General features: G+C 69.7%; 23 protein-coding genes and 1 tRNA gene. 14 read left to right on the plus strand and 10 right to left on the minus strand.

Annotated features, from left to right (window positions below; all coding sequences use genetic code 11):
- Positions 1-61: 61 nt before the first annotated feature.
- Positions 62-706, plus strand: coding sequence for a DUF998 domain-containing protein (locus ORV05_RS31135; protein ID WP_268755474.1), 645 nt, complete (start codon positions 62-64; stop codon positions 704-706).
- Here ORV05_RS31135 and ORV05_RS31140 read toward each other — a convergent pair.
- The gene (locus ORV05_RS31140) at positions 693-1139 is read right to left on the minus strand and encodes a nitroreductase family deazaflavin-dependent oxidoreductase (protein ID WP_268755475.1); all 447 of its coding nucleotides are present in this window, start codon (positions 1137-1139) and stop codon (positions 693-695) included. The two genes, ORV05_RS31135 and ORV05_RS31140, sit on opposite strands and share 14 nt — an antisense overlap.
- 124 nt (positions 1140-1263) lie before the next feature.
- Here ORV05_RS31140 and ORV05_RS31145 point away from each other — a divergent pair, with 124 nt between their 5' ends.
- On the plus strand, positions 1264-1944 hold the full coding sequence (locus ORV05_RS31145) for a TetR/AcrR family transcriptional regulator (RefSeq protein WP_268755476.1): 681 nt from the start codon (positions 1264-1266) through the stop codon (positions 1942-1944).
- 43 nt (positions 1945-1987) lie between these two features.
- Here the strand turns inward: ORV05_RS31145 and ORV05_RS31150 are convergent, their stop codons facing one another.
- The 7 genes from ORV05_RS31150 to ORV05_RS31180 form a co-directional block, all read right to left on the minus strand.
- Positions 1988-2923: an NADP-dependent oxidoreductase gene (locus ORV05_RS31150; protein ID WP_268755477.1), complete on the minus strand. Its 936-nt coding sequence runs from the start codon at positions 2921-2923 to the stop codon at positions 1988-1990.
- 7 nt (positions 2924-2930) lie between these two features.
- On the minus strand, positions 2931-3566 hold the full coding sequence (locus ORV05_RS31155) for a TetR family transcriptional regulator (protein WP_268755478.1): 636 nt from the start codon (positions 3564-3566) through the stop codon (positions 2931-2933).
- Positions 3566-4561: an aldo/keto reductase gene (locus tag ORV05_RS31160; RefSeq protein ID WP_268755479.1), complete on the minus strand. Its 996-nt coding sequence runs from the start codon at positions 4559-4561 to the stop codon at positions 3566-3568. Before ORV05_RS31160 ends, ORV05_RS31155 begins: the two co-directional genes overlap by 1 nt.
- A 49-nt stretch (positions 4562-4610) precedes the next feature.
- Entirely contained in the window at positions 4611-5246 is a 636-nt protein-coding gene (locus ORV05_RS31165; RefSeq protein WP_268755481.1) for a phosphoribosyltransferase, read from the minus strand.
- A gap of 55 nt (positions 5247-5301) precedes the next feature.
- The gene (locus tag ORV05_RS31170; protein ID WP_268755482.1) at positions 5302-5589 is read right to left on the minus strand and encodes a DUF6343 family protein; all 288 of its coding nucleotides are present in this window, start codon (positions 5587-5589) and stop codon (positions 5302-5304) included.
- Positions 5590-5980: 391 nt separating this feature from the next.
- Positions 5981-6184 carry a transcriptional regulator gene (locus tag ORV05_RS31175; RefSeq protein WP_326938100.1) on the minus strand — a complete coding sequence of 68 codons (204 nt, stop codon included), beginning with the start codon at positions 6182-6184 and terminating at the stop codon, positions 5981-5983.
- Between the two features lie 150 nt (positions 6185-6334).
- The gene (locus ORV05_RS31180; protein ID WP_268755484.1) at positions 6335-7297 is read right to left on the minus strand and encodes an AraC family transcriptional regulator; all 963 of its coding nucleotides are present in this window, start codon (positions 7295-7297) and stop codon (positions 6335-6337) included.
- A gap of 432 nt (positions 7298-7729) precedes the next feature.
- Between ORV05_RS31180 and ORV05_RS31185 the strand changes: the two genes are divergently transcribed.
- The 8 genes from ORV05_RS31185 to ORV05_RS31220 all read left to right on the plus strand — a co-directional run bounded on the left by ORV05_RS31185 (position 7730) and on the right by ORV05_RS31220 (position 15270).
- Positions 7730-9391 carry a bifunctional diguanylate cyclase/phosphodiesterase gene (locus ORV05_RS31185; protein ID WP_268755485.1) on the plus strand — a complete coding sequence of 554 codons (1662 nt, stop codon included), beginning with the start codon at positions 7730-7732 and terminating at the stop codon, positions 9389-9391.
- 402 nt (positions 9392-9793) lie between these two features.
- Positions 9794-10054 (plus strand): winged helix-turn-helix domain-containing protein, encoded by a 261-nt coding sequence (locus ORV05_RS31190; RefSeq protein WP_268755486.1) that lies wholly within the window; start codon positions 9794-9796, stop codon positions 10052-10054.
- A gap of 100 nt (positions 10055-10154) precedes the next feature.
- Positions 10155-10802 (plus strand): hypothetical protein, encoded by a 648-nt coding sequence (locus ORV05_RS31195; protein WP_268755487.1) that lies wholly within the window; start codon positions 10155-10157, stop codon positions 10800-10802.
- Between the two features lie 192 nt (positions 10803-10994).
- Entirely contained in the window at positions 10995-11831 is an 837-nt protein-coding gene (locus tag ORV05_RS31200) for an IclR family transcriptional regulator (RefSeq protein ID WP_407652616.1), read from the plus strand.
- A 272-nt stretch (positions 11832-12103) separates the two neighbouring features.
- Positions 12104-13486, plus strand: coding sequence for a helix-turn-helix domain-containing protein (locus ORV05_RS31205; protein ID WP_268755488.1), 1383 nt, complete (start codon positions 12104-12106; stop codon positions 13484-13486).
- Between the two features lie 97 nt (positions 13487-13583).
- Entirely contained in the window at positions 13584-14672 is a 1089-nt protein-coding gene (locus ORV05_RS31210) for an AI-2E family transporter (RefSeq protein ID WP_268755489.1), read from the plus strand.
- 44 nt (positions 14673-14716) lie between these two features.
- A tRNA-Ser gene (locus tag ORV05_RS31215) sits at positions 14717-14806 on the plus strand.
- Positions 14807-15135: 329 nt separating this feature from the next.
- Positions 15136-15270 (plus strand): hypothetical protein, encoded by a 135-nt coding sequence (locus ORV05_RS31220; RefSeq protein ID WP_268755490.1) that lies wholly within the window; start codon positions 15136-15138, stop codon positions 15268-15270.
- A 29-nt stretch (positions 15271-15299) separates the two neighbouring features.
- Here ORV05_RS31220 and ORV05_RS31225 read toward each other — a convergent pair whose 3' ends face one another.
- Positions 15300-15821, minus strand: a complete 522-nt coding sequence (locus ORV05_RS31225; RefSeq protein WP_268755491.1) for a pyridoxamine 5'-phosphate oxidase family protein — start codon at positions 15819-15821, stop codon at positions 15300-15302.
- A 265-nt stretch (positions 15822-16086) separates the two neighbouring features.
- On the opposite strand from ORV05_RS31225, the gene ORV05_RS31230 reads away from it, so the two are divergent.
- Genes ORV05_RS31230 through ORV05_RS31245 form a run of 4 tightly spaced genes read left to right on the plus strand, consistent with a single transcriptional unit; the run spans position 16087 to position 19725 of the window.
- Positions 16087-16347, plus strand: coding sequence for a hypothetical protein (locus tag ORV05_RS31230; RefSeq protein ID WP_144587920.1), 261 nt, complete (start codon positions 16087-16089; stop codon positions 16345-16347).
- Between the two features lie 6 nt (positions 16348-16353).
- The gene (locus ORV05_RS31235) at positions 16354-16602 is read left to right on the plus strand and encodes a hypothetical protein (protein ID WP_144587918.1); all 249 of its coding nucleotides are present in this window, start codon (positions 16354-16356) and stop codon (positions 16600-16602) included.
- Positions 16602-19355 carry an FtsK/SpoIIIE domain-containing protein gene (locus ORV05_RS31240; RefSeq protein WP_268755492.1) on the plus strand — a complete coding sequence of 918 codons (2754 nt, stop codon included), beginning with the start codon at positions 16602-16604 and terminating at the stop codon, positions 19353-19355. Before ORV05_RS31235 ends, ORV05_RS31240 begins: the two co-directional genes overlap by 1 nt.
- 25 nt (positions 19356-19380) lie before the next feature.
- Entirely contained in the window at positions 19381-19725 is a 345-nt protein-coding gene (locus tag ORV05_RS31245; protein ID WP_268759981.1) for a hypothetical protein, read from the plus strand.
- 94 nt (positions 19726-19819) lie between these two features.
- Here ORV05_RS31245 and ORV05_RS31250 read toward each other — a convergent pair whose 3' ends face one another.
- Positions 19820-22240, minus strand: a complete 2421-nt coding sequence (locus ORV05_RS31250) for an endonuclease/exonuclease/phosphatase family protein (RefSeq protein WP_407652617.1) — start codon at positions 22238-22240, stop codon at positions 19820-19822.
- Positions 22241-22292: the final 52 nt, after the last annotated feature.

Consider the following 22292-nt stretch of genomic DNA (forward strand, 5'->3'; position numbering starts at 1 on the left):
GGGGGAAGATCAGGGACTTCTCCGGATCACGGGAGCGGCGGCCTTGAGCAGGCTGAACCGCATGGGGATCACCAGCGAACAAGGGGACAGGACCCGGCTGTGGCTGATCGCCGCTGCCGTAGCGATCGCCTGGTCCGGGTTCACCATGACCGTGCTGCACCTGATCAGCGGCCACAATCCCGTCACCGACACGCTGTCCAGCTACGCCTTCACCGATCGCGGCACCGGGATGCTCGCGGCGAGCATGCTCGCACTGGCCGCGGGTTCCCTGGCCCTGCTGGCCGCGTTGAGCACCACCAGCGTGCCCGTACGCGGCACACCGCGGATCCTGTTCGGCACCTGGTCCGCCGGGCTCACCCTGGCAGCGTTCTTCCCGGCCAGCTACGACAGTCATCCCGACCCGGTCAGTGGCGAGATCCACCTGTACTCGTGCCTGGTGGCCTTCCTCAGCCTGCCCGCCCTGGCGCTTTGCCTGCTCGAACGCTTCGCTCGCTTCCACGAGGTTCCGGGCCGCCGCCTGCTGGCACGGCTGTCCTACGCCGCCGTGGCCTGCCTGCTGGTGTTCGGGCTCTGCATCCTGTGCCCGTGGCTGCTCCCGGTGGGCGTCGTCCAGCGGGCCACGCTCGCGGTCGACGTCGCGCTGCTGTGCTCGATCATCGCCGTGCTGTGGAAGGCGATCTCCGCCCCCGTGGTCAGTGAAGGCTGATGCGGAACACCGGGTGCTTCGGGGCGATCTCGCGCAGCTTCTCGTCGGAAGCCTTCGCGTCCACGCCGTCGAAGAACATGCCGACCTCCCACTTCCAGCGCTTCAGGTAGGCGCGCAGCAGGTCGGGCTTCTCGTCGTCGGTCAGTTCCACGGCCGTGAACGTGTCTTCGCGGCGCCCGACCCGCAGCCTGCCCTCTCCGGCGACACGCAGGTTGCGCACCCACTGGGTCTGCCCGCGCGGTGCGACGAGGTACTGCTCGCCTTCGAAGGGCAGGAGGTTCACCGGCACGGAACGCATTTCGCCGCTCTTGCGCCCCCGGACCGACAGGACCCGGCTGCCGAGCAGGCTGACGCCGTGCCGCGTGAGCCAGATGACGGCGGTGTGGAGAGATGCTTCGAACCTGCCGCGCTGGATGGTGGCGGTCTCGCTCATCGGTTTCTCCCTCTGCTTGAGAGCGGTGATCTCTGTTGAGATCAGTGAACACCTTCCGTGCCACTCAGTCAAGAGCACTGCTCTCGAAATTGTCTAGCGCTCTCACGCCTGGCAGACTGGGGCCATGTCAGCCCCCCGTACCGCCCGCGACCGTGCCCGGGCCGAACTCACCCAGGAGATCAAGAACGAGGCGCGCCGCCAGCTCGGCGAAGTCGGCGCCAACGGACTGTCCCTGCGCGCCGTGGCCCGGGAACTGGGCATGGTCTCCTCCGCGCTCTACCGGTACTTCCCGAGCCGCGACCAGCTGCTCACCGCACTGATCATCGACGCGTACAACGCGCTCGGGGAGGCCGCGGAGGCGGGTGACGATCCCTCGCAGACCCCCCTCCGCCGCTGGGAGCTGATCTGGGGGGCGACGCGCGCGTGGGCGCTGGCCCACCCCCACGAATACGCCCTGATCTACGGTTCGCCGATCCCCGGCTACCAGGCCCCTCAGGACACGGTGACCCCGGCCGCCCGCGTGGCGCTGGCCCTCATCCGGGTGATCGAATCCGCCCCGCTGCACCCCTCCGACGAAGGGCCGTCCATCGGGGCGGAGTTGCGGGAGCAGGCGGAAGCCCTCCGGAGCGCGCTCGGCAGCAAGCTCACCCCGGACGACCTCTGCCGCCTGCTCTTCTCCTTCACCCAGTTGTTCGGCACGATCAGCTTCGAACTGTTCGGCCAGTACGTCGGCACCGCCGAACCGGCGGACCCGTTCTTCGCCTACACGGCCCAACAGACCGGGAGACTGGTCGGACTCGGCTGATCAGGTGCGGGCCGAGCCCGGTCATTCCCCACCGGCAACGCGCTCAGTCGAAATGCAGGACGAAGCGGCCGCGCCTGCCACGCTGCTCGAGCAGGCGATGCGCCTCGGCCGCAGCGGCCGCGGGCAGCACCTCGGCGACGCGGATCGTGAGGCTTCCGGCGCCGGCGAGTTCGGCAAGCCGGTCGAGCCGCTCGGCAGCCTCGACGTAGTCGCGGACGAAGATCGGGGCGACGCGCACGCGTTCGCTCCCGTCGCCCTGGTAACCGCGCACGGTCACGGCGGTGCCGTCGTCCCTGACCGCCGGCAGCGCCGCGGCCTGGAGGGCAGCCGCGTCGAGGAGCCCGTCGACACCGTCGGGATGGAGTTCGCGCAGCGCCGAAGCGAAGTCATGGCCGCGCGGTACGACTTCGTCGGCGCCGCAACCGCGAACGAACTGCTCATCGGATGCGGCGGCGTCGGCGATGACGACGAGCCCGGCCAGTTTGGCCAGTTGGATGAAGTAGCCGCCGACGGTACCGGCTGCTCCCGTGACGGCCACGGTGGCACCGGCGGGCAGGGCCAGGGTGTCGAGCGCGAGCTGCGCGGTGAGGCCGTTCGTGGGCACGGTGGCCGCTTCGACGTCGGACAACCCGGGCGGGATCCTGGTGACCGATCGGGCCGGTACGACGAGATCGGCGCGGTAGCCGCCGTGCGCACCACTCGGTACCACGATGGCCATCACCGGATCGCCGGCCGAGATCGGGCGGTCGACCTCCGAGCCGAGTTCGGTGACCACTCCGGCAACCTCCATACCCGGAACCCGGACGGTGTCGGCGTCGCCCTGTCGTGGGCGGGAGCGGATCAGGGCGTCGGCCGGGTTGACCGTCGCGCTGCTCACGCGAATGCGGACCTGCCGCGGTCCGAGGGGCTCCGCGGCGACGTCCAGGACGTGCAGCGCATCCGGGCCGCCGGGCCGCGTGACTCCGATTGCCTGAACCATGATCTGTTCACTCCCTGCGGGACTTGTGATCGGTCGGGTCCGACGCCGCCCCGGGCATGGCACGCAGACCCGCGAGGAGCAGGGTGCAGACGGCGTCGAGGTCGTCGTCGACACCGGGCCTCAGCCAGTCGCCTGCGTGGGCGACGTGATGGAAGCGGGCGGTGGCGAGGTAGACGGTCCGGGCGGTGGCCGCCGGATCCGTCGTGGTGAAACCGCCGTCGACGGCACCGGCGGCGATGATCCGTTCGAGCTGAGCGAGCAGGTCGGCGACGTGGTCCTCGGCGACGATGCTGTGAGCGGCCGCGAGGACGCCATACGCGTCGAACAACTCGGGGTCCTCGCGGATCTTGGCCTGTTTGCCCGCGAGCACGGCGTGCAGCCAGACGCGCAGGCGTCGCGGGGGCGGTATCCGCTCGTCGCCGGCGATCACGGCCAGCTCGTCACGGCTCTTGTCCAGCCAGCGGCGGGTGACGGCTTCGCGAAGGGCCTGCTTGGAACCGAAGTGTTTGTACACGGCGGCGTGGCTGACGCCGAGCGACCGCGCGACGTCGACGACCGTCGCCTTGGCCGGCCCGTGGCGGCGCAGGATCTGCTCGGTAGCGGCGAGGATGCGCTCCGGGTCCAGGGGTGTACCGGCAGGCATCAGCGCTCGCTGTCCAGCAGGGCAAGCAGCGGCGCTGCGTAACGGGCGCCCGCGACCTCCGCGCTCGGGACGGCCTGCTCGATGGCCGAGAGGTCGTCATCGGACAGTGCCGTTTCGACGGCGCCGACGGCCTCCGCGGTGCGTTCCGGGCGGCTGGCCCCGACGGTCGCGACGATGTCGTGGTGCTCGGCGCCCTGTGCGAGCACCCAGGCGATCGCCAGTTGCGCCACCGTGACCCCGCGGGCGGCGGCGACGGTGCGCAGCCGCTCGACCAGGCCGAGGTTGATCTCCACGTTGCCGGGCGCGAAGCGGGGCAGGTGGCCTCGGGTCCGCGCGTCGGCCGGGGACGGCCGGTAGGTGCCGGACAGCAGGCCCTGACCAAGCACGCCGTAGGCGGTGACGCCGATTCCGAGCTCGCGGCAGGTCGGGAGGATGCTGTCTTCGATACCGCGGCTGAACAGCGAGTATTCGATCTGGACGTCGGTGATCGGATGCACGGCGTGCGCCCGGCGCAGCGTCGCGGCGCTGACCTCGGAAAGTCCGATGCCGCGCACGTAGCCCTTGCCGACCATCTCGGCGATCGCGCCGACCGTGTCCTCGATCGGGACGTTCGGATCCAGTCGCGCCGGTCGGTAGATGTCCACGTAGTCGGTGCCGAGTCGCTGGAGCGAGTACGCCAGGAAGTTCGCCACCGAGTCCGGTCGGCCGTTGAAGCCGCGCATGCTGCCGTCCACCCCGAACAGCGCACCGAACTTCACGCTGACGACGGCCCGGCCTCGATCGACCGTCCGCAGTGCCCGGCCGATGAGAGACTCGTTGTGGCCCATGCCGTAGTGGTCGGCCGTGTCGATCAGCGTGATTCCCGCGTCGAGCGCGCTCCGGATCGTCGCGATGCTTCGCTCGTCCTGGGCTCTCCCGTAAGCACCGGACATTCCGGCGCAGCCCAGGCCGATCGTCCCGACGCGCAGCCCTGCTCCGAGTTGTGCTTGCTTCACGGCACTGACGCTACCGAGCCTGGTTACAGATTTCAAGAATTGAAACCTGTCACTGGAGCAGGTCGATGACTTCCTCGTCCGTCGTCTGGCCGAAGTCCGCGTACCACTCCCCGACCGCCCGGAACCGCTCCGGCCGCAGCACGCACACCACGTCGTCGACCTCCGCCTTCAGGCCGATGGCGGCCTCGGGCGCGCAGACGGGGGCGGCGAAGGTCAGGCTGCGAGGCCGGTCCCGCCGCAGCATCCGCGCGGCGGCCCGCGCGGTCACACCGGTCGCCAGCCCGTCGTCGACCAGAATCACGTCCCGCCCCGCCCGGGGCAGCGGCTCCCGCCCCCTCAGGTAGACGCGCTCACGGCGGCGCGCCTCCTCTTTCTCCGCGGCACATGCCTCCCGCAGGTCCCCGGGGGTGAGGCCGAGCGAACGCAGACTCCGCCCGTCATAGGTGGGCTCGCCGGAGGACGTGACCGCACCGACGCCGAACTCCGGGTGCCCGGGGGCGCCGATCTTCCTCGCCACCGCCACGTCCAGGGGCGCGCCGAGGACATCGGCCACGACGTAGGCCACCACCACCCCGCCGCGGGGCAGCCCGAGCACCAGCGGATCGTGCCAACTGCGGTGGGACAACTCCGCCGCCAGCCGCGCCCCGCCGGCGCGCCGATCCCGGAACGACCTTCTCCGCTTCACCTTCGTCGGCTACCCACCCCCGGCAACGCCACACGAACCACTTCCGAAACAGGTCCTACCCGGGCTCGCCGCGCTGCTTGCGGTGGAGCACCCAGAGAAAATCGATGACCGCGCCCACCGCGAGGATCGCCAGGATCCCCGAAATCCACCACAGCTGGAAGTATCCGAACAGCACGGCGGCCCCGACGCACACCACGAATCCGAGGGCGGACAGGACCAGCCGCAGGGTCAGCGCGCTGTAGGCGGGGGCGGCGCCGCCGTAGCCGGAGGTCGGGTCGTGGTAGCCGGGCAGGCCCCGCTCGTACTCCTCGCGAGTGCGCGGCTTCTCTCGCGGAAACTTCATTGGTCCCGGATACCCGGTCACCGGCCTGGCCACACTCCCACGGCCCGCCCTCGCGCGACTATCCTAAGTAGACATCAGTGCGCCGAAGGTGAAGAACAGGGAAGTCCACAGTGGACAAGACCGGCGGATCCGGTGCACCGGCCGACATCCTCGCCGTTGAGGCTGCCGGCCGGTGCACCGGGATGGCCGCGTGCGGCAGCACGCTGCCAAGACCGCGCCGACGCCGGGCCGCGGACGGCCACGACGGGGTTCGGAGGAACACCGGAGAGCCGGACCTCCTCGTCCGGCAACCCGGCGAAGTCTAGGAGAAAACCCACGCGGGAACGAGTCCTCGTGTTCAAAATGAAATGCTCCCGCCCTCCCGCGGCTCAGCGCGGGGCGGGCGGTGGGCTCACTGCCGCCAGCGAAGCTCCTTCGCCACCCGGGCACAGGCCCGCAGCCGGTCCGGCGCGACCCCGAGCACCACGCTGAGCCAGCCCCGCCAGTAGGGGCCAGGCACGCGCTTGCCGCGCTCCCAGCGTGACACCTCGTCACGCCCCAGACTCGTGTTGCCGGACGCGGCGACGAGCGCGTCCGCCAAGTCGTACTGAGTCATGCCCCGCTCTCGGCGGGCGAGTCGGATCAACCGTCCGATGGGGGGAAATTCACCAGATCCGACACGAGACCCCACAGTACTCTCGTGGCTGAGCATAGGATTGACGTTAGAAGTTCACGGCGCCACGGGCGATCCGATTCACGAACACTCTTATCCCTTTCGCGCATGTTGCCTGCTCAGCGTCTGCTTCGGCGACTCACCGAACCGCTCGCGGTACACCGCGGCGAACCGCCCGTGGTGCGGCAGCCCCCATTTGCTGGCGATCTCGCCCACGGTCGTCGAGTCGTACTGGGCCGCGCTCAGCTCGTCGTGGACCCGTTGGAGCCGGACCCCGCGGAGGTACTCGCTGGGCGAGGTGTCCAGCTGTTCCCGGAAGGCCTTCTGCAGGGCACGCACGCTGACCCCGGCGTGCCGCGCGAGGCTGGCCGGTGTGTGCGCCCACTCGGGATGCCCCTCGATGAGGTCGACGGCGATACCGAGCAGCCGTGACGGGACGGGACGATCGTCGCCATTGAGGACCGGGGTGTAGTTGTGCGGCTGGGCGAGCAGCAGTCCGGTGATGAGGTTCTGCTCGAACTGTTCGGCCGCGAGCGGGTGGCCGAGGAGCGACTCCGGCCGGTCCAGATCCCGCACCGCGTAGTCGAGTTGCTCGAACCAGCTGCGCGCGTACCCGCGACCCACGTCCATGCCCGGGGTGAACCGGATCGGCTCCCGCAGTGCGCCGTCGATCAGTTCGGACAGGCGGGCCTCCATGGCGGAGCGCTCGATCCGCACGATCAACTGCCCGCAGTCGGCCGAGAGGCGGACGGTCGCCGGGTCCGTCGCAGAGAGGAGGCAAAGCCGGTCCGGGCCGGTCGCGACCCGCTCACCACCGCACTGCACGGTGCCGCTGCCCGTCACCGGCGCGAGGACCGCGAAGAACGAATCGAGCTCCCCGACCTCCAGGCGGACGGCGCAGCCGTAAGACAGATAGGTGATCGCGATGTTGCGCATCCGCCGGCAGTGCATGCGGACATCGAGCCGCGGGTCCGGGCCGAGCAGATCCATCCGGTGCGGACGCAGGATCCGGCCGACCCGCTCCCGCGTCGCCTCGGCGTCCCGCGATTCGAACACTGCGTATCTTTCGAGAGGAAACCGTCCCATTCGCCCTGGGCAGCCGCGGGTTCACGTTCTGTTGAGGCCGACTCCCCTACACCTCCAGGCTCATACTGTCCGAACTTTCGGGCGAAGGAGTACCGGCAAACGGGTGAGCTTTGCCGACTGCAACTTGCATGCTGCCAACAGTGAATGCGCTCTCCTCGTTTCCCCACTTGTCCAGGTCGTGGCGGAGTACGCCGAAGCTCCATTCTGCCCCAAGTAGCGGCGTCGTGCAGGGGAGCGCTTTCTCAACACGACTAAACTCTTGCGTCCGCCAAGACTCGTGTCGAGTTCGACTCCGCGGTCATCCGCCCAGCTCATGGGGCCACACGCGCTGCCCCGGTGACATGGCCCACAGTATTTCTCCCGGGCCTCATGAATGTCGCGCGAACGGGCGAAGATTTCTTCGTGGAAGTCGCGGTCGGGCAGGTCAGCTTCGCTTTCCAGCCCCTGTACAGCCTGCGCACAGGCGGACTCATCGGCGTCGAGGCACTGGCGAGACCGGCCTCGGGAAAAATCCGCGAACTGCTTCGCTACGCCCGCCAAAAAGGCAGGCTGGTCGCTGTGGACCTCGCACTGGCCGCCGGAGCGATCAAGGCGGACGCGCCTTATGAAACACTTCTTCCGCTTCACTTGAATTTGACCGCGCTGTCGGCGGCCGCGCCCCAACTGGTCCTCGATTCGCTGTCCCGGGCGCTGGGCGACAGCGGTCGCCGCCCCGGCGAAATCGTGCTCGAAATCGGCTCGCCCTTCCAGGGGGTGTCGCCCAAGGCGCTGCTGGCCGGACTCCGGCGCTTCGGCGAACTCGGCTTCCGGCTCGCCCTCGACAACCTCGGCTACGGCGACATCCCACTGAACCTGCTCGCCGACGCCCGCCCCGAACTGATCAAACTGGACCGGAGGACGCTGTCCCGCCTGCCCGGTGATCTGCCCGCGGTCGCGCTGGTGGAGGCCCTGGTCCACTTCGCCGCCCGCACCGGCCTCCGACTGGCGGCCACCGGCGTCGAAACCGGCGACCAGCTCGCGATCGTGCGGGAGCTCGGCATCTCGATCGTGCAGGGAAACCTGTTCGCGCCACCCGGAAGCGCGCTGCCCGCCACGGAAACCGGCGCACGGATCGGCTCCGGTCTCGCTCCGCCGCACGGACACGCCACCCCATTGGTCACGGACTTCCTGAAACCGGCGGCGACGCTGTCCGCCCACGCCACCTGCGACGAGGTGCGCCGGACGCTGCTCGAGCAGGACGCTCCCACCGGCATCGTCGGCATCGACGAGGACGGCCGCCCCGTCTGGTCCATCAACCGGGCGCGGTTTCTGCTCGACCTGACCGGCCCGTTCGGCCACGCGCTACACGCCAACCGGCCGGCGGCACGGCTGGCCGACCCGCCCAGGACGATCCGGGCCGGCGCGGGGGCGCTCGAACTGCTGGACCTGGTCACCGGCACCGAAACCGAACGCAGCGGCGACGACGTCATCGTGGTCGACCCCGACGGCCGCTGCCTCGGCGTCGTACTGGTGAACGAGATCGTGCGCGGCGTGGCCGAGTTGAAGATCGAAGAGGCGGCGGCGCTCAACCCGCTCACCCGGCTGCCCGGCAGCGACACGGTGGCGAAGGAGGTCACCCGCCGGTTCGAGGCCGGGCGGCCCACCGTCGTCGCCTGGCTGGACATCGACTCGTTCAAGAAGATCAACGACACCGCCGGCTTCGCCGCGGGCGACGAGCTGATCCGGTCGGTCGGCCGGGCGCTGGGCGAGCTGAGCTCGAAGCTTCCCGGGACGACGGTCGGTCACGTCGGCGGCGACGACTTCCTGTTCTCCTGCGACGTCGAGGAGATCACCACGATTGCCGACGCACTGCTGGACGTGGCGTGGTCCGCGGGCGAGCTCCCGGTGACCGTCTCACTGGCCACGGTCGTGTGCGGTGGCCGGGACGGGTGGTCCTACCCCGAGGTGTCGCGCCGGTTGGCGCCGGTGAAGAAGCAGGCCAAGGAGGTGGCCGGATCGAGCTGGGTGAATGCCTGGCCGGGCTCGGACCGGGTGGAGATCCTGCGCGGGCAGGCCGCGAACTGACGCCCGGATGGGCCCCGGCGCCAGGGGGCGGGGCGCCGGGGCCCGCTACCGTGACGCCCCGAGGGGGAGGGCTGGGCGACCGGCAGGCCTAACATGAAGGCTCTTTCATCTTCCTTCACGTTTGAGCATACGGGACACGCGCGTCGCTGCATAGCTTTTCATGAGAGCGCATCCTGTTGGCCTCTCCTGCACGAGACGACACGGCCCCACCCCCCGATGCGGGGAAAGTGGCCACCCGGTCGGGCGCCCGGCGTGAACTCGCAATTCCGGACCGCTAGAGTGTGGGAGCAAATACAGTGGCAGCGAGCGCATTGTCGCACCGCACCGCGCGTCCCCCGAGTGAACCGCTGATCGGCACACCCGCGAGTTATAGACAGTTCATCGCGGTTCTACGGTCGCCCCGTGAGCGTCCCTGAATTCAACCCGGGCGATACCCCGGGCTATGTCTACGAGATGATGGCCGACCACCTCGCCGCTCGAATTCGTGCGGGCGAACTGGCCCCCAACACGCCGCTGCCCTCCGAACGCAGGCTGGCCGACGAGTACGGCGTATCCCTTGGCACAGCACGGCATGCGACGCGCCTGCTGCGCCGCCTCGGACTCGTCGTCACCATCAAGTCGAAAGGAACTTACATCGCGGATAACCGTGATAAAGTCCCCTGAGTCGAAGCCTCGCCGGGAAAGGCTTCACGCATTCGAGTGAAGGATCCCGGAGGAATTCGGTGGCAACCGGATTCGCCAGGATGGCGAGCGAGGAGCGCAGATGGTTTCCGAACTGCCGGCGAATCCGCTGTCGATCGAGCTCACCCTTTCCCATCGAAGATTCTGGTGGCGCATCGACGACGAGGACGAGCAGCCCGAAGTGTGGGCCGTTTCGGCGGACGTGCCGGACCGGGAGCGCTGCCCCGCACCGGCACGTCACGTCGGGGACATCCGGCTTCTCCTCGCCGACCTCACCAGGGAGCGCAACGTGCTGGACGCGGGCGCGCTCGGCGAGTGGGCGGTCGAGTTCATCACGGAGACCGTGATCGACCCCGACCGCGGCAGGCTGCATCCGGAACTCGACGCCGAGATCACCCCGGGTCCGCCGAGAATGGTCATCGTGCGGCGCGTCGAACTGGCCGTGCCATGGCGAGGACACGGGCTCGGCGGCGCGCTGATCGCCGGCACGTTGCGGATCCTCGCCCCGCAGGCCCGGCTCGGCGCCTGCCGTGTCTCCCCGCTCGACTTCCCCGGCGAGGGCGACCGGATGGCGGCCGAGCTCGCCAGCGTGCGGGCCGGGGTGATGCTGGAGCGGATCGGCTTCCGGCGCTGGCGTGGGGTGCACGTGATCGACCTCCACGAACCGGCACTGCTGGACGCCAGGATGGACTTGTTGGCACAGTGGTGGCCCGGCCGCGACGGCCGCTGATCCTTATCCATTTCGGACACCGCACGGTCCGGTCGCGGCATTCACTCCGGCAGCGGTTCCACACAACGATTCGTTCCGTACCGCGCGCGCAATTCCTGCGAGGAATTCCGCGCTGCTGGCCCCCTGACATGCCGGTTCCAACATCGGTAACATCTGAAACGCCAACGTTGACTCTCGAAATGAGGTAGCACCGTGGGACGCCGCCGTAAGCAGGAATCCGAAAGCCTTGCTCCGCGGAAAGTCGAGACAGCCGAGGACGAGCGCGATTATTCCGTGCGCGCGGTGGAGCGGGTCTGCCTGATCCTGAACCTGCTCCAGGAGTCGATCGACGGCATCACGCTGAACGAGGTGGCCCAGACCACCGGGCTGCCGAAGTCCTCGGCGTTCCGCTACCTGTGGACACTGGAAAACCACCGATACGTCGAACGCGACGAGGACGGCACCCTGTTCCGGCTCGGTCTCGGTTTCGTGGGCATGCAGTCACGGCACCTCGAGATCCTCCGTGAGCGGGCCCGCCCCTCGTTGGAACACCTGCGCGACACGTTCGGCGAGACGGCGAACCTGGCGCTGCTCGACGGCAGCCACATCATCTATCTGGACATCGTGGAAAGCCGCCGCGGCGTTCGGCTGGCCGCCTCCCGCGGTCACCGGGAACCCCTGCACTGCACCGCCCTCGGCAAGGCGATCGCGGCCCAGCTCCCGCCCGACCGGGTGCGGGAGCTGCTGGCCGAAACAGGGCTGCCGAAACGCACCGCCAACACGATCGGGACGGTGGACGCGTTCCTCGCCGAACTCACCAAGGTCCGCCGGGTCGGATACGCGGTGGACGATCGGGAAAACGAGGCCGACGGCCGCTGCGTGGCCGTCCCGCTGCTCGGCACCCAGCTACCCGCCGCGATCAGCCTGAGCGGGCCGTCCTCCCGCTTCACCTTGCAGGACATCAAGAAGGCGGCGAAGACACTGCTGGGCGCCGCCGCGGAGCTGAGCACGAATCCGGTACCGCAGCAGCGCATCGGTTCGCGCGGCTAACGAATTCCCGGTATCTCCCGAACCGCCCGAAGGCCGCTCTTCGCGCTCACCGTGCAAGGGCGGCCTTCACGGCGTTGTACGACAATTCGCGCAGTTCAACGGTTTGCCGTCGCCGTGACCGCGCTTTCCCGCGTCCTCCGCGAACATCGTTCCCGGTAATTCATCCGGATGGCCGCATCCGTGCGTGAAATCGCCAAAGACGTGCGCGAACCGGACAGCCGACCCGTCGGAAACGGGGTTAGCTTCGGATCGTAGGGGCGAAAGAGGCGATCATGGATGTCGACTTCGATCAACCGATCTCACAGGTGATCCGCGATGCCCGGCGGCAGCGCCGGCTCAGCCAGTACGCGCTGGCACGGGAACTCGCGACCGTTTCGGGGCGGCCGACCATCACCCGGGATCTGGTGGCCCGTTGGGAACGCGGCCACCAGATCCCGCGTTCCGGCACGCGGCAGTGGCTGTCGGTGGTATTGAAGGTCCCGCAGGAGCGGCTCGATCTCGCCGCCGCGGCGGCACGGCGGCGCAGCAGGCTCGGGCACGCGGTGGTGACGAAGAACGCGCCTGCGAAGCCTGGGCCCGCGCGGCGGGCACAGGGCACGCCCGCGCTGCTGCCCGTGTTCCGGTCCCGGGTGCAGGCAGGCATTCTGGCCGCGACCCTGCTCAATCCCGAGCGCTCGTACAGCCTGACCGAACTCGCCGAGCAGGCGGGCGGCTCGCTGGCCTCGGTCGACAAGGAGAACAAGCTGCTCGAACAGTCCGGGCTGCTGACCAGCAGGCGCGAGGGCACGATCCGGCTGATCCGGGCGTCGGCCACGGCCGGGCCCCTCCTCCGGCCGCTGACCGAGCTGATGCGGCTGACCTACGGCGTTCCCCAGGTGATCGGTGAGGAGTTCGGCGCCGTCCCCGGCGTGGCGAGGATCGTCCTCGGCGGGGTCTGGGCGGACCGGTTCGCCGGAATCCCCGGGCCCCCGCCGCGGACCATCGAGCTGCTGATCGCGACCGTGCCGGGCCGGGCGCTGGATTCGCGGGCACTGAGCATCGCGGTCCGGCGTTCGGAGCAGCGGCTCGCCCGTCCCGTGCACTTCTCCGTGACGCCACTGCGCCCCGAACTCGACACCAGCCGGGTACCCCAGCAGCGGGCCGGGCATCCCGTCGTGGAGGTGGCGCCGGTGAAGCCGCGGCTGGCCCCGCAGACGGCCGGGGTGGAACTCGGCGGCGACGAGATGATCCGGCGCTTGCTGGTGACCGGGCAGCTGGAGCTGGCCAGCGGGCCTGCCGCGAACGGCGAGCCGTTCCTGCAGTTGGCGGGAAAGCATCGGATGGCGGCGGAACACCTGGCGGAGGCGTCGCCGGACTCGGCACTCGTGCTGCTCGCGCACGCCGGTCAGCTGATCGGCTCGGCGCTGCTGGCCTGCCAGGGTCTGCGAAGGGCGGCCGCGGCTCCGGGGCAGGTGATCGGCGTGGCCGTGAGCGCGCAGTTCGGGCACCAGTTCTCGCAGATCGAGCTGCTGCGGGAGCGCGCGAGCGAACTCGAGGCGCCGACGAGCCGCGACAGCCACGTGCTGCCCGTCGAGGCCGCCACCTACGCCAGGACGGTGCGCTCGCTGCTCGAATCGGCGGCCGAGACCATGCCGAAACTGGGCCTGTTCCACTGACGTCCACTGTGGACAGTCGTAGCCCGTGCGGTTTCGGTCCTGGCCCACCCGGGTAGCCGATCCCATGTCCCGGGCACGCAGTGGCCACGATGATCCGGTGGCGGAGGCGGAGTCCGTCGCCGAGGAGATCCGCAGTCCGGACCGGCCGCTCGGCCCGCCGGGACGGCCGTTCAACCGGCGTTCGCCGTTCTTCAGCGGAATGGCGGTCGCGGGCGGGATGGCGGTCACGGCCGGGGTCGTCTGGCTGCTGCTCACCGTCGGCGGCACCCTCGTCCTGATCGGTCTGGCGTTCTTCGTCGCGGTGGGCCTGGAACCGGTGGTCGGCTGGCTGGCGCAGCACCACGTACCCCGGGTACTCGCGGTGACCGCGGTGGTGCTTTTCGTACTGCTGGCGCTCGCCGGGTTCTTTGCCGCGCTGATCCCACCACTGGTCGACCAGACCATCCACTTCGTCGAGGAGGTACCGGAGTTCCTCCGGAAGCTCGGCGACCACAGCTCCTACCTCGGCAGGCTCAACGACCAGTACCACATCGAGGACCGCGCCCGGTCGCTGATGACCAACCCGAGTCTGGTCAACGGGCTGCTGGGCAGCGGCAAGGCGGTGCTCGGGGCGCTCGGGAACACCATCATCGTGCTGGTGCTCAGCGTGTACTTCCTGGCGAACTTCCCACGCATCCGCGCGGCGACCTTCCGGTTCGTCCCACACTCGCGGCGGCCTCGCGCGATCCTGATCGGCGACGAGATCTTCGCGAAGGTCGGCTGGTACGTGCTGGGCAACCTGGTCATCTCGGTGATCGCCGCGGTGGCCTCGTTCATCTGGTTCATCAGCCTCGGCGTGCCCTACCCGGTGCTGCTGGCGATCCTGCTCGCCCTACTGGACCTCATCCCGATCATCGGGTCCACCCTCGCCGGGATCATCATCAGCCTGGTGGCACTGACCGTGTCGGTCCCGGTGTTCATCGCCACGGCCTGCTTCTTCGTCGCCTACCGCGTCATCGAGGACTACCTGCTGGTCCCGAGGATCATCGGCCGGGTGGTCAGGGTGCCGCCGATCGTGACCGTGGTCGCCGTGCTGCTCGGCGGGGTACTGCTCGGCATCATCGGGGCGCTGGTCGCGATCCCGGTCGCGGCGGCGGTCCTGCTGATCCTGCGCGAGGTCACCTTCCCCCGCCTCGACCGGGCGTGACCCGGTACCGCTGGCCCCGAGGACCCTCCTGTACCCTCTTCCACGGAGGATTGGCCGAGCGGCCTAAGGCGCACGATTGGAAATCGTGTTGGGTGTAACAGCCCTCACGGGTTCGAATCCCGTATCCTCCGCCAGCTGAACAGGCGAAACGCCGGTCACCCCTTCATCGAGTGCCCGGCGTTTCGTCGTTCGGGGTGCAGTTTGGGTTGCAGTCGACGCCGCCAGGCCGGGATCAGGGCCCTTGGCCAGCAGAGGTCGCGCCAGGTGGTCCGGGAGTGAACCAGCGAGGCGCCGGATGCCCTCCCGCTGGTCCTCGGTCGGCTCGGGGCCGTCATCGTCCGCAGCCGACGTGCATGTACCGCTTCGCGATGCCCGTGTCCACCGGGCACGCTGTTCTGACTGGCGTCGTTGAGGGGTTGCGCGGCGATTCGGCGGTGCACCCACCCCGGGTTCGGTCGGCGAGGTGACCTGGCCGGGTGCGGACGGCACCACGTGGTGGGCAGACCCCACCGAAGACCTCGGGGTCGTCGTGATGGCGCACGCCACGGCCGTGATCGAGCCGCAGATCGGGGCACTCGTGCTGAGCTCCCGGTCCTGACTTCTCGTCCCGGGTGCCGTCTTCCGGCTTCAGCGGTCGAACCGCCAGCGGGTGGCGCCGAACGGCTCGGTGGTCGCGACGCCCACCGCGGTGTGGAAGGTGAACCGGTACACCCCCCACGGCGGCGCTCCGGCGCTCGGGGCGCTGAACGGCGCGGTCAGGGCATCCCCCAGGACCTCGGCGGGCCATCCGCCCGCCCGGTACCCCGCCGCGACTTTCGCGAGCGTGCCGGGATCGGTCACCCGCTCCGCCGTGCCGTCCAGCACCAGGTCGATGCCCGGCAGTCGCACCGAGATCGTGCAGGCCGGGTTGACCGCGAGGTCGCGCGCCTTGCGGGCGGCCGGGCTGCTGGTGAAGTACAGGTCTCCGTCCAGCCACTGCGCGCCGACCCCGGCGGCGTGCGGCGTGCCGTCCGGACGGCAGGTGCCGAGGAAGTACGTGACCTCCGGTGTCGGCCCGTGCGCCATCGCCTCGCGGGCACGGTTCCAGTCCAGCTCCGCGGAGCCGTAGCGGTCCAGGTTCTTGGTCTCGGAAGGTGTCGGATCGGTCATGCATGAACAGACCGGGGACGAGCACCGAACTCATCGGAGCCCCGCGCGCTCGATCGTGAAAACGCCTTCAGGAAAAGGGTCCTGGAGGTCACCCCCGGTACAGGGGGCCCGAACGTACCCCGTCGAACCCCTGAACAGCCCAGATGCGTTCACCCGTTCGGCGGCGCCACCGGCCTCTACCGTGTCACAGCTCTACCGATAGTTTTATGGTGCCGCATCGTTGCGGCGGCCCCAAGATCGACTCAACCAAGGAGAGCCCGCGCCGATGGCCGGAGTGGACGATATCCGTGCTGGTATCCAGGCGGCGAAGGAAAAGTGCAACGCCAGCCTCGCCGCGCTGCAACAGGCCGCGCAGGACCTGGAGCAGGCGCAACAGATACTCGCCCAGGTGACCAGCGGCAGCAACCACGCCGCGGTGAACGAGGCGACCGGCCTGCTCAACCAGGCCAGGGACGGGGTCAACAGCCAGCAGGGCACGATCACCGCGGCGATCGACTCGGCCGAGTCCTACGCCCAGCAGTTGTAGCCCGGAATGTTCTCGCTCTCCGAACTGCAGGAGCAACTGGGCGCGTTCCGTGCGAAACTAGCTGAAGCCATGGAACACACCAACCGCGCGGTGGAGTTGCTGGATGAGGCACGTGAAACGATCGTCTCGGCCTTTGATCAGGCGAAGCCATGGCTTCCGCCCGAGCTCGCCGCCGCCCACGACCGGCTCCGGCAGGACGCCGACCGGCTCGCCGCGGTGGACCGCCTGATGAGCGCGTATCAGGCACAACTGTAATGAAGTTCGCCAGGTCCGGTGCCCAGCGCGGCCGCGTGCTGACCGCGCTCGGCGCCATACGCCAGCAGCTCGGCCTCGCGCTCGGGGCCGCCGAGGCGGCGCGCCGGTCGGCGGAGACACAACTGGCGCGCCTGGAACTCGAACAGCAGATCCTCCGCGCGGGCATCGGCAAGGCGGCCGGCGACGAAGGCCTCGCCGAGGCCTTGCGCCATCCCGAGATGGCGGGCGTGCGCGACCAGCTCAACGCCGTGCACGACGCTTTCTACGCCGATGCGGGCACCGTGCCGGGCCGACTCCGGGAACTTGTCGACCAGCTCGCCACGGGCCCGGCCACGCGGCCGCCGAGCGAATGGCTCGGCCGCACCGGTACGGCCACGCTCACCCCGCCGCCCCTGTGGCGGATCGGCTCATCCACAGTGGACTCCAGCGGCCCGTTCCCGGTGGCGGTGCCGCTGCTGGACGAATCGCACCTCGCCATCACCTCGGCCCCCAGGACCCGCGCCGCGATCGACGCACTGGTCGAGGGCCTGATCCTGCGCGTGCTGAGCAGCATGGAACCGGGCGCGGTGCGCATCCACCTGTGGGACGTCGGGCAGCTCACCGCGGTGCTGCCGAACCTCTACCCGCTGAGCCGGACCAGCGCGATCACCACCTACGACCCCACCCGGCTCGAAGACCTGCTCGACGAACTCGCCGGGCACATCCGGCGCGTGCACGCCCAGACCATGCAGTCCGGGCACCATTCGCTGCGCGACCTGCGGGAGGCACTGGGCCAGCGCACCGAACCCTGGCGCATCGTGGTGCTCTTCGGCAACGGCGAGAACTGGGCGCCCGAGCCGTTGCGCGCGCTCAAACGGATCGCCGGAGGCGCGCTCGCGGCGGGCATCTCGCTGATCGCGATCGACCTGCCCACCATCCTCGGCGGAGGGGTGGAGAACATCCGCCTTCTCGACGAACACCACGCGGTCACCAGCATGACCGGCGCCGACATCGTGGTCGACCTGGACACCCCGATCCCGGTCACCGAAGTGATGGGGGCGGCGGGCAGGCTCGCCGACGCGCTGATCGCCCGGCAGGGCGGCCCACGCTCGTTCGCCGACCTGCTGCCCACCGAACTGGGACAGGAAAACTCGGCCCGTGAACTGCGGGCGCCGGTCGGGTTCCACGAGGGCGATCCGGTCGAGGTCGTGATCGGCGACGGCAGTCCACACGCGCTGATCGGCGGCCCGAGCGGATCGGGGAAGACGAACTTCCTGTACGCACTGCTCGGCAGCCTCGCCGCGCGCTACCCACCGAGCGAGCTCGCGCTGTACCTCCTCGACTTCAAGGAAGGCGTGTCGTTCGCCGGACTGGCCCCGGGCCGCCGAGACGCCAGTTGGCTGCCGCACGCCCGCCTGATCGGGGTCAACGTCAACACCGACCGCGAGTTCGGTCTGGCGCTGCTCCGGTTCCTCGCCGACGAGCTGCGCCGCCGCTCCGCCGCGGCCAAGGAACACGAGGTGACCGATCTGGCGGCGTTGCGCCAGCAGGATCCGGATGGGCACTGGCCGCGCATCGTGGCGGTGATCGACGAATTCCAGTACCTGTTCGCCGGTCGCGACGCGGTGACCGGCCAGGCCACGGCGCTGCTCGAGGACATCGCCCGCCGTGGCCGTGCCCAGGGCATTCACCTGATCCTCGCCAGCCAGGACATCGCCGGAATCGACGCCTTCTGGGGCAAGCCCGCCGTGTTCGAGCAGTGCACGCTCCGCATCGCGATGCCCAAGGCGCGGCGGGTGCTCGCGGAGACGAACAACGCGGCCATCGGCGCGCCCAAATGGCACGCGGTGATCAACCACGACTCCGGTGTCTCCCACGGCAACCAGCTCGCCCACGTGCCCGATGCCAGCGGCAAGGACATCTTCGCGTCCCTGCAACGGAAGCTGTGGGAACTCTACGCCGACGAACACCACCGCCCCCGGCTGTTCGACGGGGCCCATTCGCCGCTGCTCGAGCACCTCCCGGCGTTCGGCACGCTCTCCCCCGGCGCCAGGCCGCAGGCACTGCTGGGCCAGTCGATCGACGTGGACGACGTGGCGTGCGCGGTCGAGCTGTCCGCCGCGCCGGGCCGCAACCTGGCGGTGCTCGGCACCGCCATCGCCGAGGCACTGTCCATCATGGACGCTGGGGCACGGTCGCTGGCCCGCCAGTTCGTGCCCGGCGAGGTCGAGTTCCTGCTCTGCTGCCTGGTCGACCGCTGCGCCCCGGCGGTGGACCAACTGGCCGAGCTCCTCAAGGCCGACGGCCATCCGGTGGACCAGATCCCCGAGGACGAACTCGGCGGCCGGATGCGTGCCCTGGCCGAGGATACGAGCGCCCGGACGCGGATGCTGCTGCTCTACGGCGTGGACGCGGCCCTGCCGACGCTGGAGACCAAACAGCCGGGCGAGCTCAAGAGCGGACTGGACCACTTCCGCACCGTGCTCAAGCAGGGACCGGTCAAGGGGGTGCACACGCTCGGCTGGTGGCGCAGCACCGCCCGCCTCAAGGACACACTCGGTTTCGGCGGCACCGACGACATCGGTGCGTGGGCGGCGCTGGACGTGCAGGGTGCGGAACTGAGCCAGTTCGCGGCCGGCCAGGTGGTGCACTGGTCGCCCCGACCGGGTCGCGCGCTGTTCTTCGACCGCAGCACGCATGTCTCGCCCGAGGTGATGATTCCCTTCGACCGGCCGGAAGAGGGCATTGGCAAGTTCCGGCGCGTCGGAGACTAGAGGAGGACGGGTGGAGTCCGCGGCCATGCGCTACAAGGCGATCGTGGGGATCGCCTCGAAAGCCGGTGAAGACCTGCGTGCCTGGGAACTGCACCGCGCCAAGGAACTCGAAACCGAGATCGCCGCGGCGCAGGCGGCCCTCGCGGAGGCCAAGGAGAAGGAGCAGCGCACGGCACAGGCCGTGCGCCACTGGTGGCGGATGGCCGAGGACAACGTTTCGCGCCTGTCCTGGCTCGAACTGGCCGACGGCCCCGCGCCCGACCTCCAGGCCCGCGGTTCGCTGCTGGACCGCTACCTCAACGAGGTGAAACCGCTGTACCAGGAACTTGTCGACGCCGTGCTTTCCCTCGGCTGGCGCTCCCGACACTGAGGCGCCGCCCGCTCGCGGTGCCGTTCGAGACTGGGGCGAGCCGTGAAGGGGCCCTTCACGGTCGAATCGACGGTGAAGGGCCCCTTCACGGCCGCTAGTGGTGGCCGGGGCGGAACCGCACGATCTGCGGGTCGTGGTCGCTGGCCTGGTCGGCGAACTCGGCGTTGATGTGCACCACGTCGTAATCGACCCGGCGAGGCGCCGCCGAGACGAGGATGTGGTCGAGCACCTGCGAGTTGCCCTCGTAGACGTAGCTGTAGCGCTCCGACGGCGGCAGGGTGGCGATCAGGTCGGTGAGGGCACCGCCCTCGGTCAGCGCCAGGACCGCCGGTGAGAACTGGTAGTCGTTGAGGTCACCGGCCACCACCACGTTCGCGTCCCGGTCCGCGGCGAGGAGCTGGTCGACGAAGCCGCGCAGGACGTGCGCCTGCTTCTCCCGCTGCACCTCCGAGCTCCGCGTGGGCGGCTGGTACCGGCCGTGGACCGGCTGGTCACCGCCCTTGGAGTTGAAGTGGTTGGCGATGACGAACACCGTCCGGCCGTGGAAGACGAACTCGCCCGCCAGCGGCTTCCGGCTGTCCGTCCAGGCCTCGTTGCCCGGGTCGACCCGGCCCGGCGAGACCGAGAGGTGAACGCGTCCGTGGTCGCGGACCACGGACACCGCGGTGGTCACGTCGCCGCCCGGGCGATCTACAAAGGACACACGAGCCGGGTTGAACAGGAAGCCGACGCGGATGTTGCCGCCCGGCTGGCCGCCATCGGTGAGGTCCTGCGGGTCGATCTCGCGCCAGGAATAGCGCGGTCCGCCCGCGGCGGCGATCGCGTCCACGAACCGTTGCAGGGTCTGGTCCGCGGCCACCACACCGTCGCCCTTGCCGGTGGCGCCGTTGTTGTCCTGGATCTCTTCCAGGGTCACGACGTCCGGCGAGGCCAGGTTGTCCACGATGCCGTGCGCCAGCTTGTCGAACTTGTCCTGACCGTCCACAGGGGACAGGTTTTCCACGTTGTAGGTCGCCACCGCGAGCTCGTCCGGGCGCTGCCGCCGGGTGACCTCGCGCTGGATGCCACCGCTCTTGACCTCGCCCAGCACCGCGGCCATCAGCGTGTAACCGCCGTACCGGTCGTACTCGACGGGCCCGGTGGTGATCCCGGCCAGCGTGTCGCCGGTGTCGGCGGCCGGGAACGGCCGCTGGGCGAACGGGATCAGCGATTCCACCTTGAGCACGCCGGTGTTCGCCTGGTCGTATCCCAGGTAGACCGTGCCGCCGCGCCCGGTGGCACGCTGGTCCGGCTTGGTGGTGACGTAGAGCTCGCCGTAAGCCGTGGTCGGGCCCACCACGCGGGCATCGCCGATGGTGACCTCTTCCCCCTCGTGCGCCTCCCAGAAGTCCAGCGCGTACCGCGCGGGCTCCAGCGGAAGCCCCTCGATGTTCCCGCCCGGCTGCGGTGCGAGGGCGTCCGGAACGGTGTCCGGCGCGATCACCGCCGGAGCCGGAAGCGGGTTACCGCTCGAATCCACGGTCCATTGTGGATTGGAAAGCTCGGTGGTGGACTGATAGATCGAGTTGTTCGGATCATCCTGGTAGTACTCGCTCACCAGCCCGCTGGCGGTGATCGCGTCCCCCACCGCGACCTTGGGCGTGGTGGCGCCGGTGAAGACGAAGAGGCCTTCACTGGTGCGCGGGTCGTTGTCGGGGCGCGGATCGGTCATCCAGAACCCACGGGAGGAACCGAAGGTACGCAGCGCGGTGACGATCCCGGTGACCCCCGCGACCTTCTTGCCCTTCAGCGGCGAGATCCGGGTCGTGCCCTGGATGTCGTGGATGTGCGCCTGGGTCGGCGGCGTGGCCCCGCCCGCGGTCTCCCCCTTGCCGTTGGTCGGGGTGGGCGCGCCCGCGGTGAAGTCCGCCGAGTTGTCGTCGGTATCGGCGCCGGTGCGGGAAACGGAGGTGGTGTTGCTCGCGGCCGGCGCGGGTGCGGTCTCGCGTACCGCGGCCGAGCCGTAGCCGACCAGGTCCGCGATCGACGGATCGGCGGCGCAGTCGGCGGCCGTGAGGCAGGTCAGCGCCGTAGTGGTGCGGACAAGAGCCACCGTTCCGGAGCCCGCCGCCATCGCGATCCCGCCGGTGACGTCCGCGGTCGGCAGCGGCACGGTGCCACCGGCTCCGGCGGCTTCGGCCACCAGGTAGCGGCCGCCGGGCGCGATGGCGCCGGACAGCGGCGTCACCTGCCACTTGCTGCCGGAACCCGGTGACGCGGTCAGGTACTGCACACTCCAGCCGTCCAGCCCGGCAGCGGTGGCGCCCGCATTGGTCAACTCGATGAAGTCACTGGTCAGCGTGGCGCCGGTGTTGCCACCGCCGCCGTAGACCTCGCCGATCAGCGCCTGGGTGCCCGGCGTGGCCGACGCGGGTGCGGCGAAGCTCAGTCCGGCGATCGTGCCGAGGATGAGCGCACCGATTCTGCGACTCGAAGTCACGGTTCGTCCCCTAAGTCGTGTTCTCTGCCGGGGCATCCTCCCCTGAAAGCGTGAGGCAGGGGAAGATTTCGCCGTAACAACAGGTAAC

It is taken from the genome of Amycolatopsis cynarae (assembly GCF_026802195.1).
Lineage (GTDB): Bacteria > Actinomycetota > Actinomycetes > Mycobacteriales > Pseudonocardiaceae > Amycolatopsis_E > Amycolatopsis_E rhizosphaerae.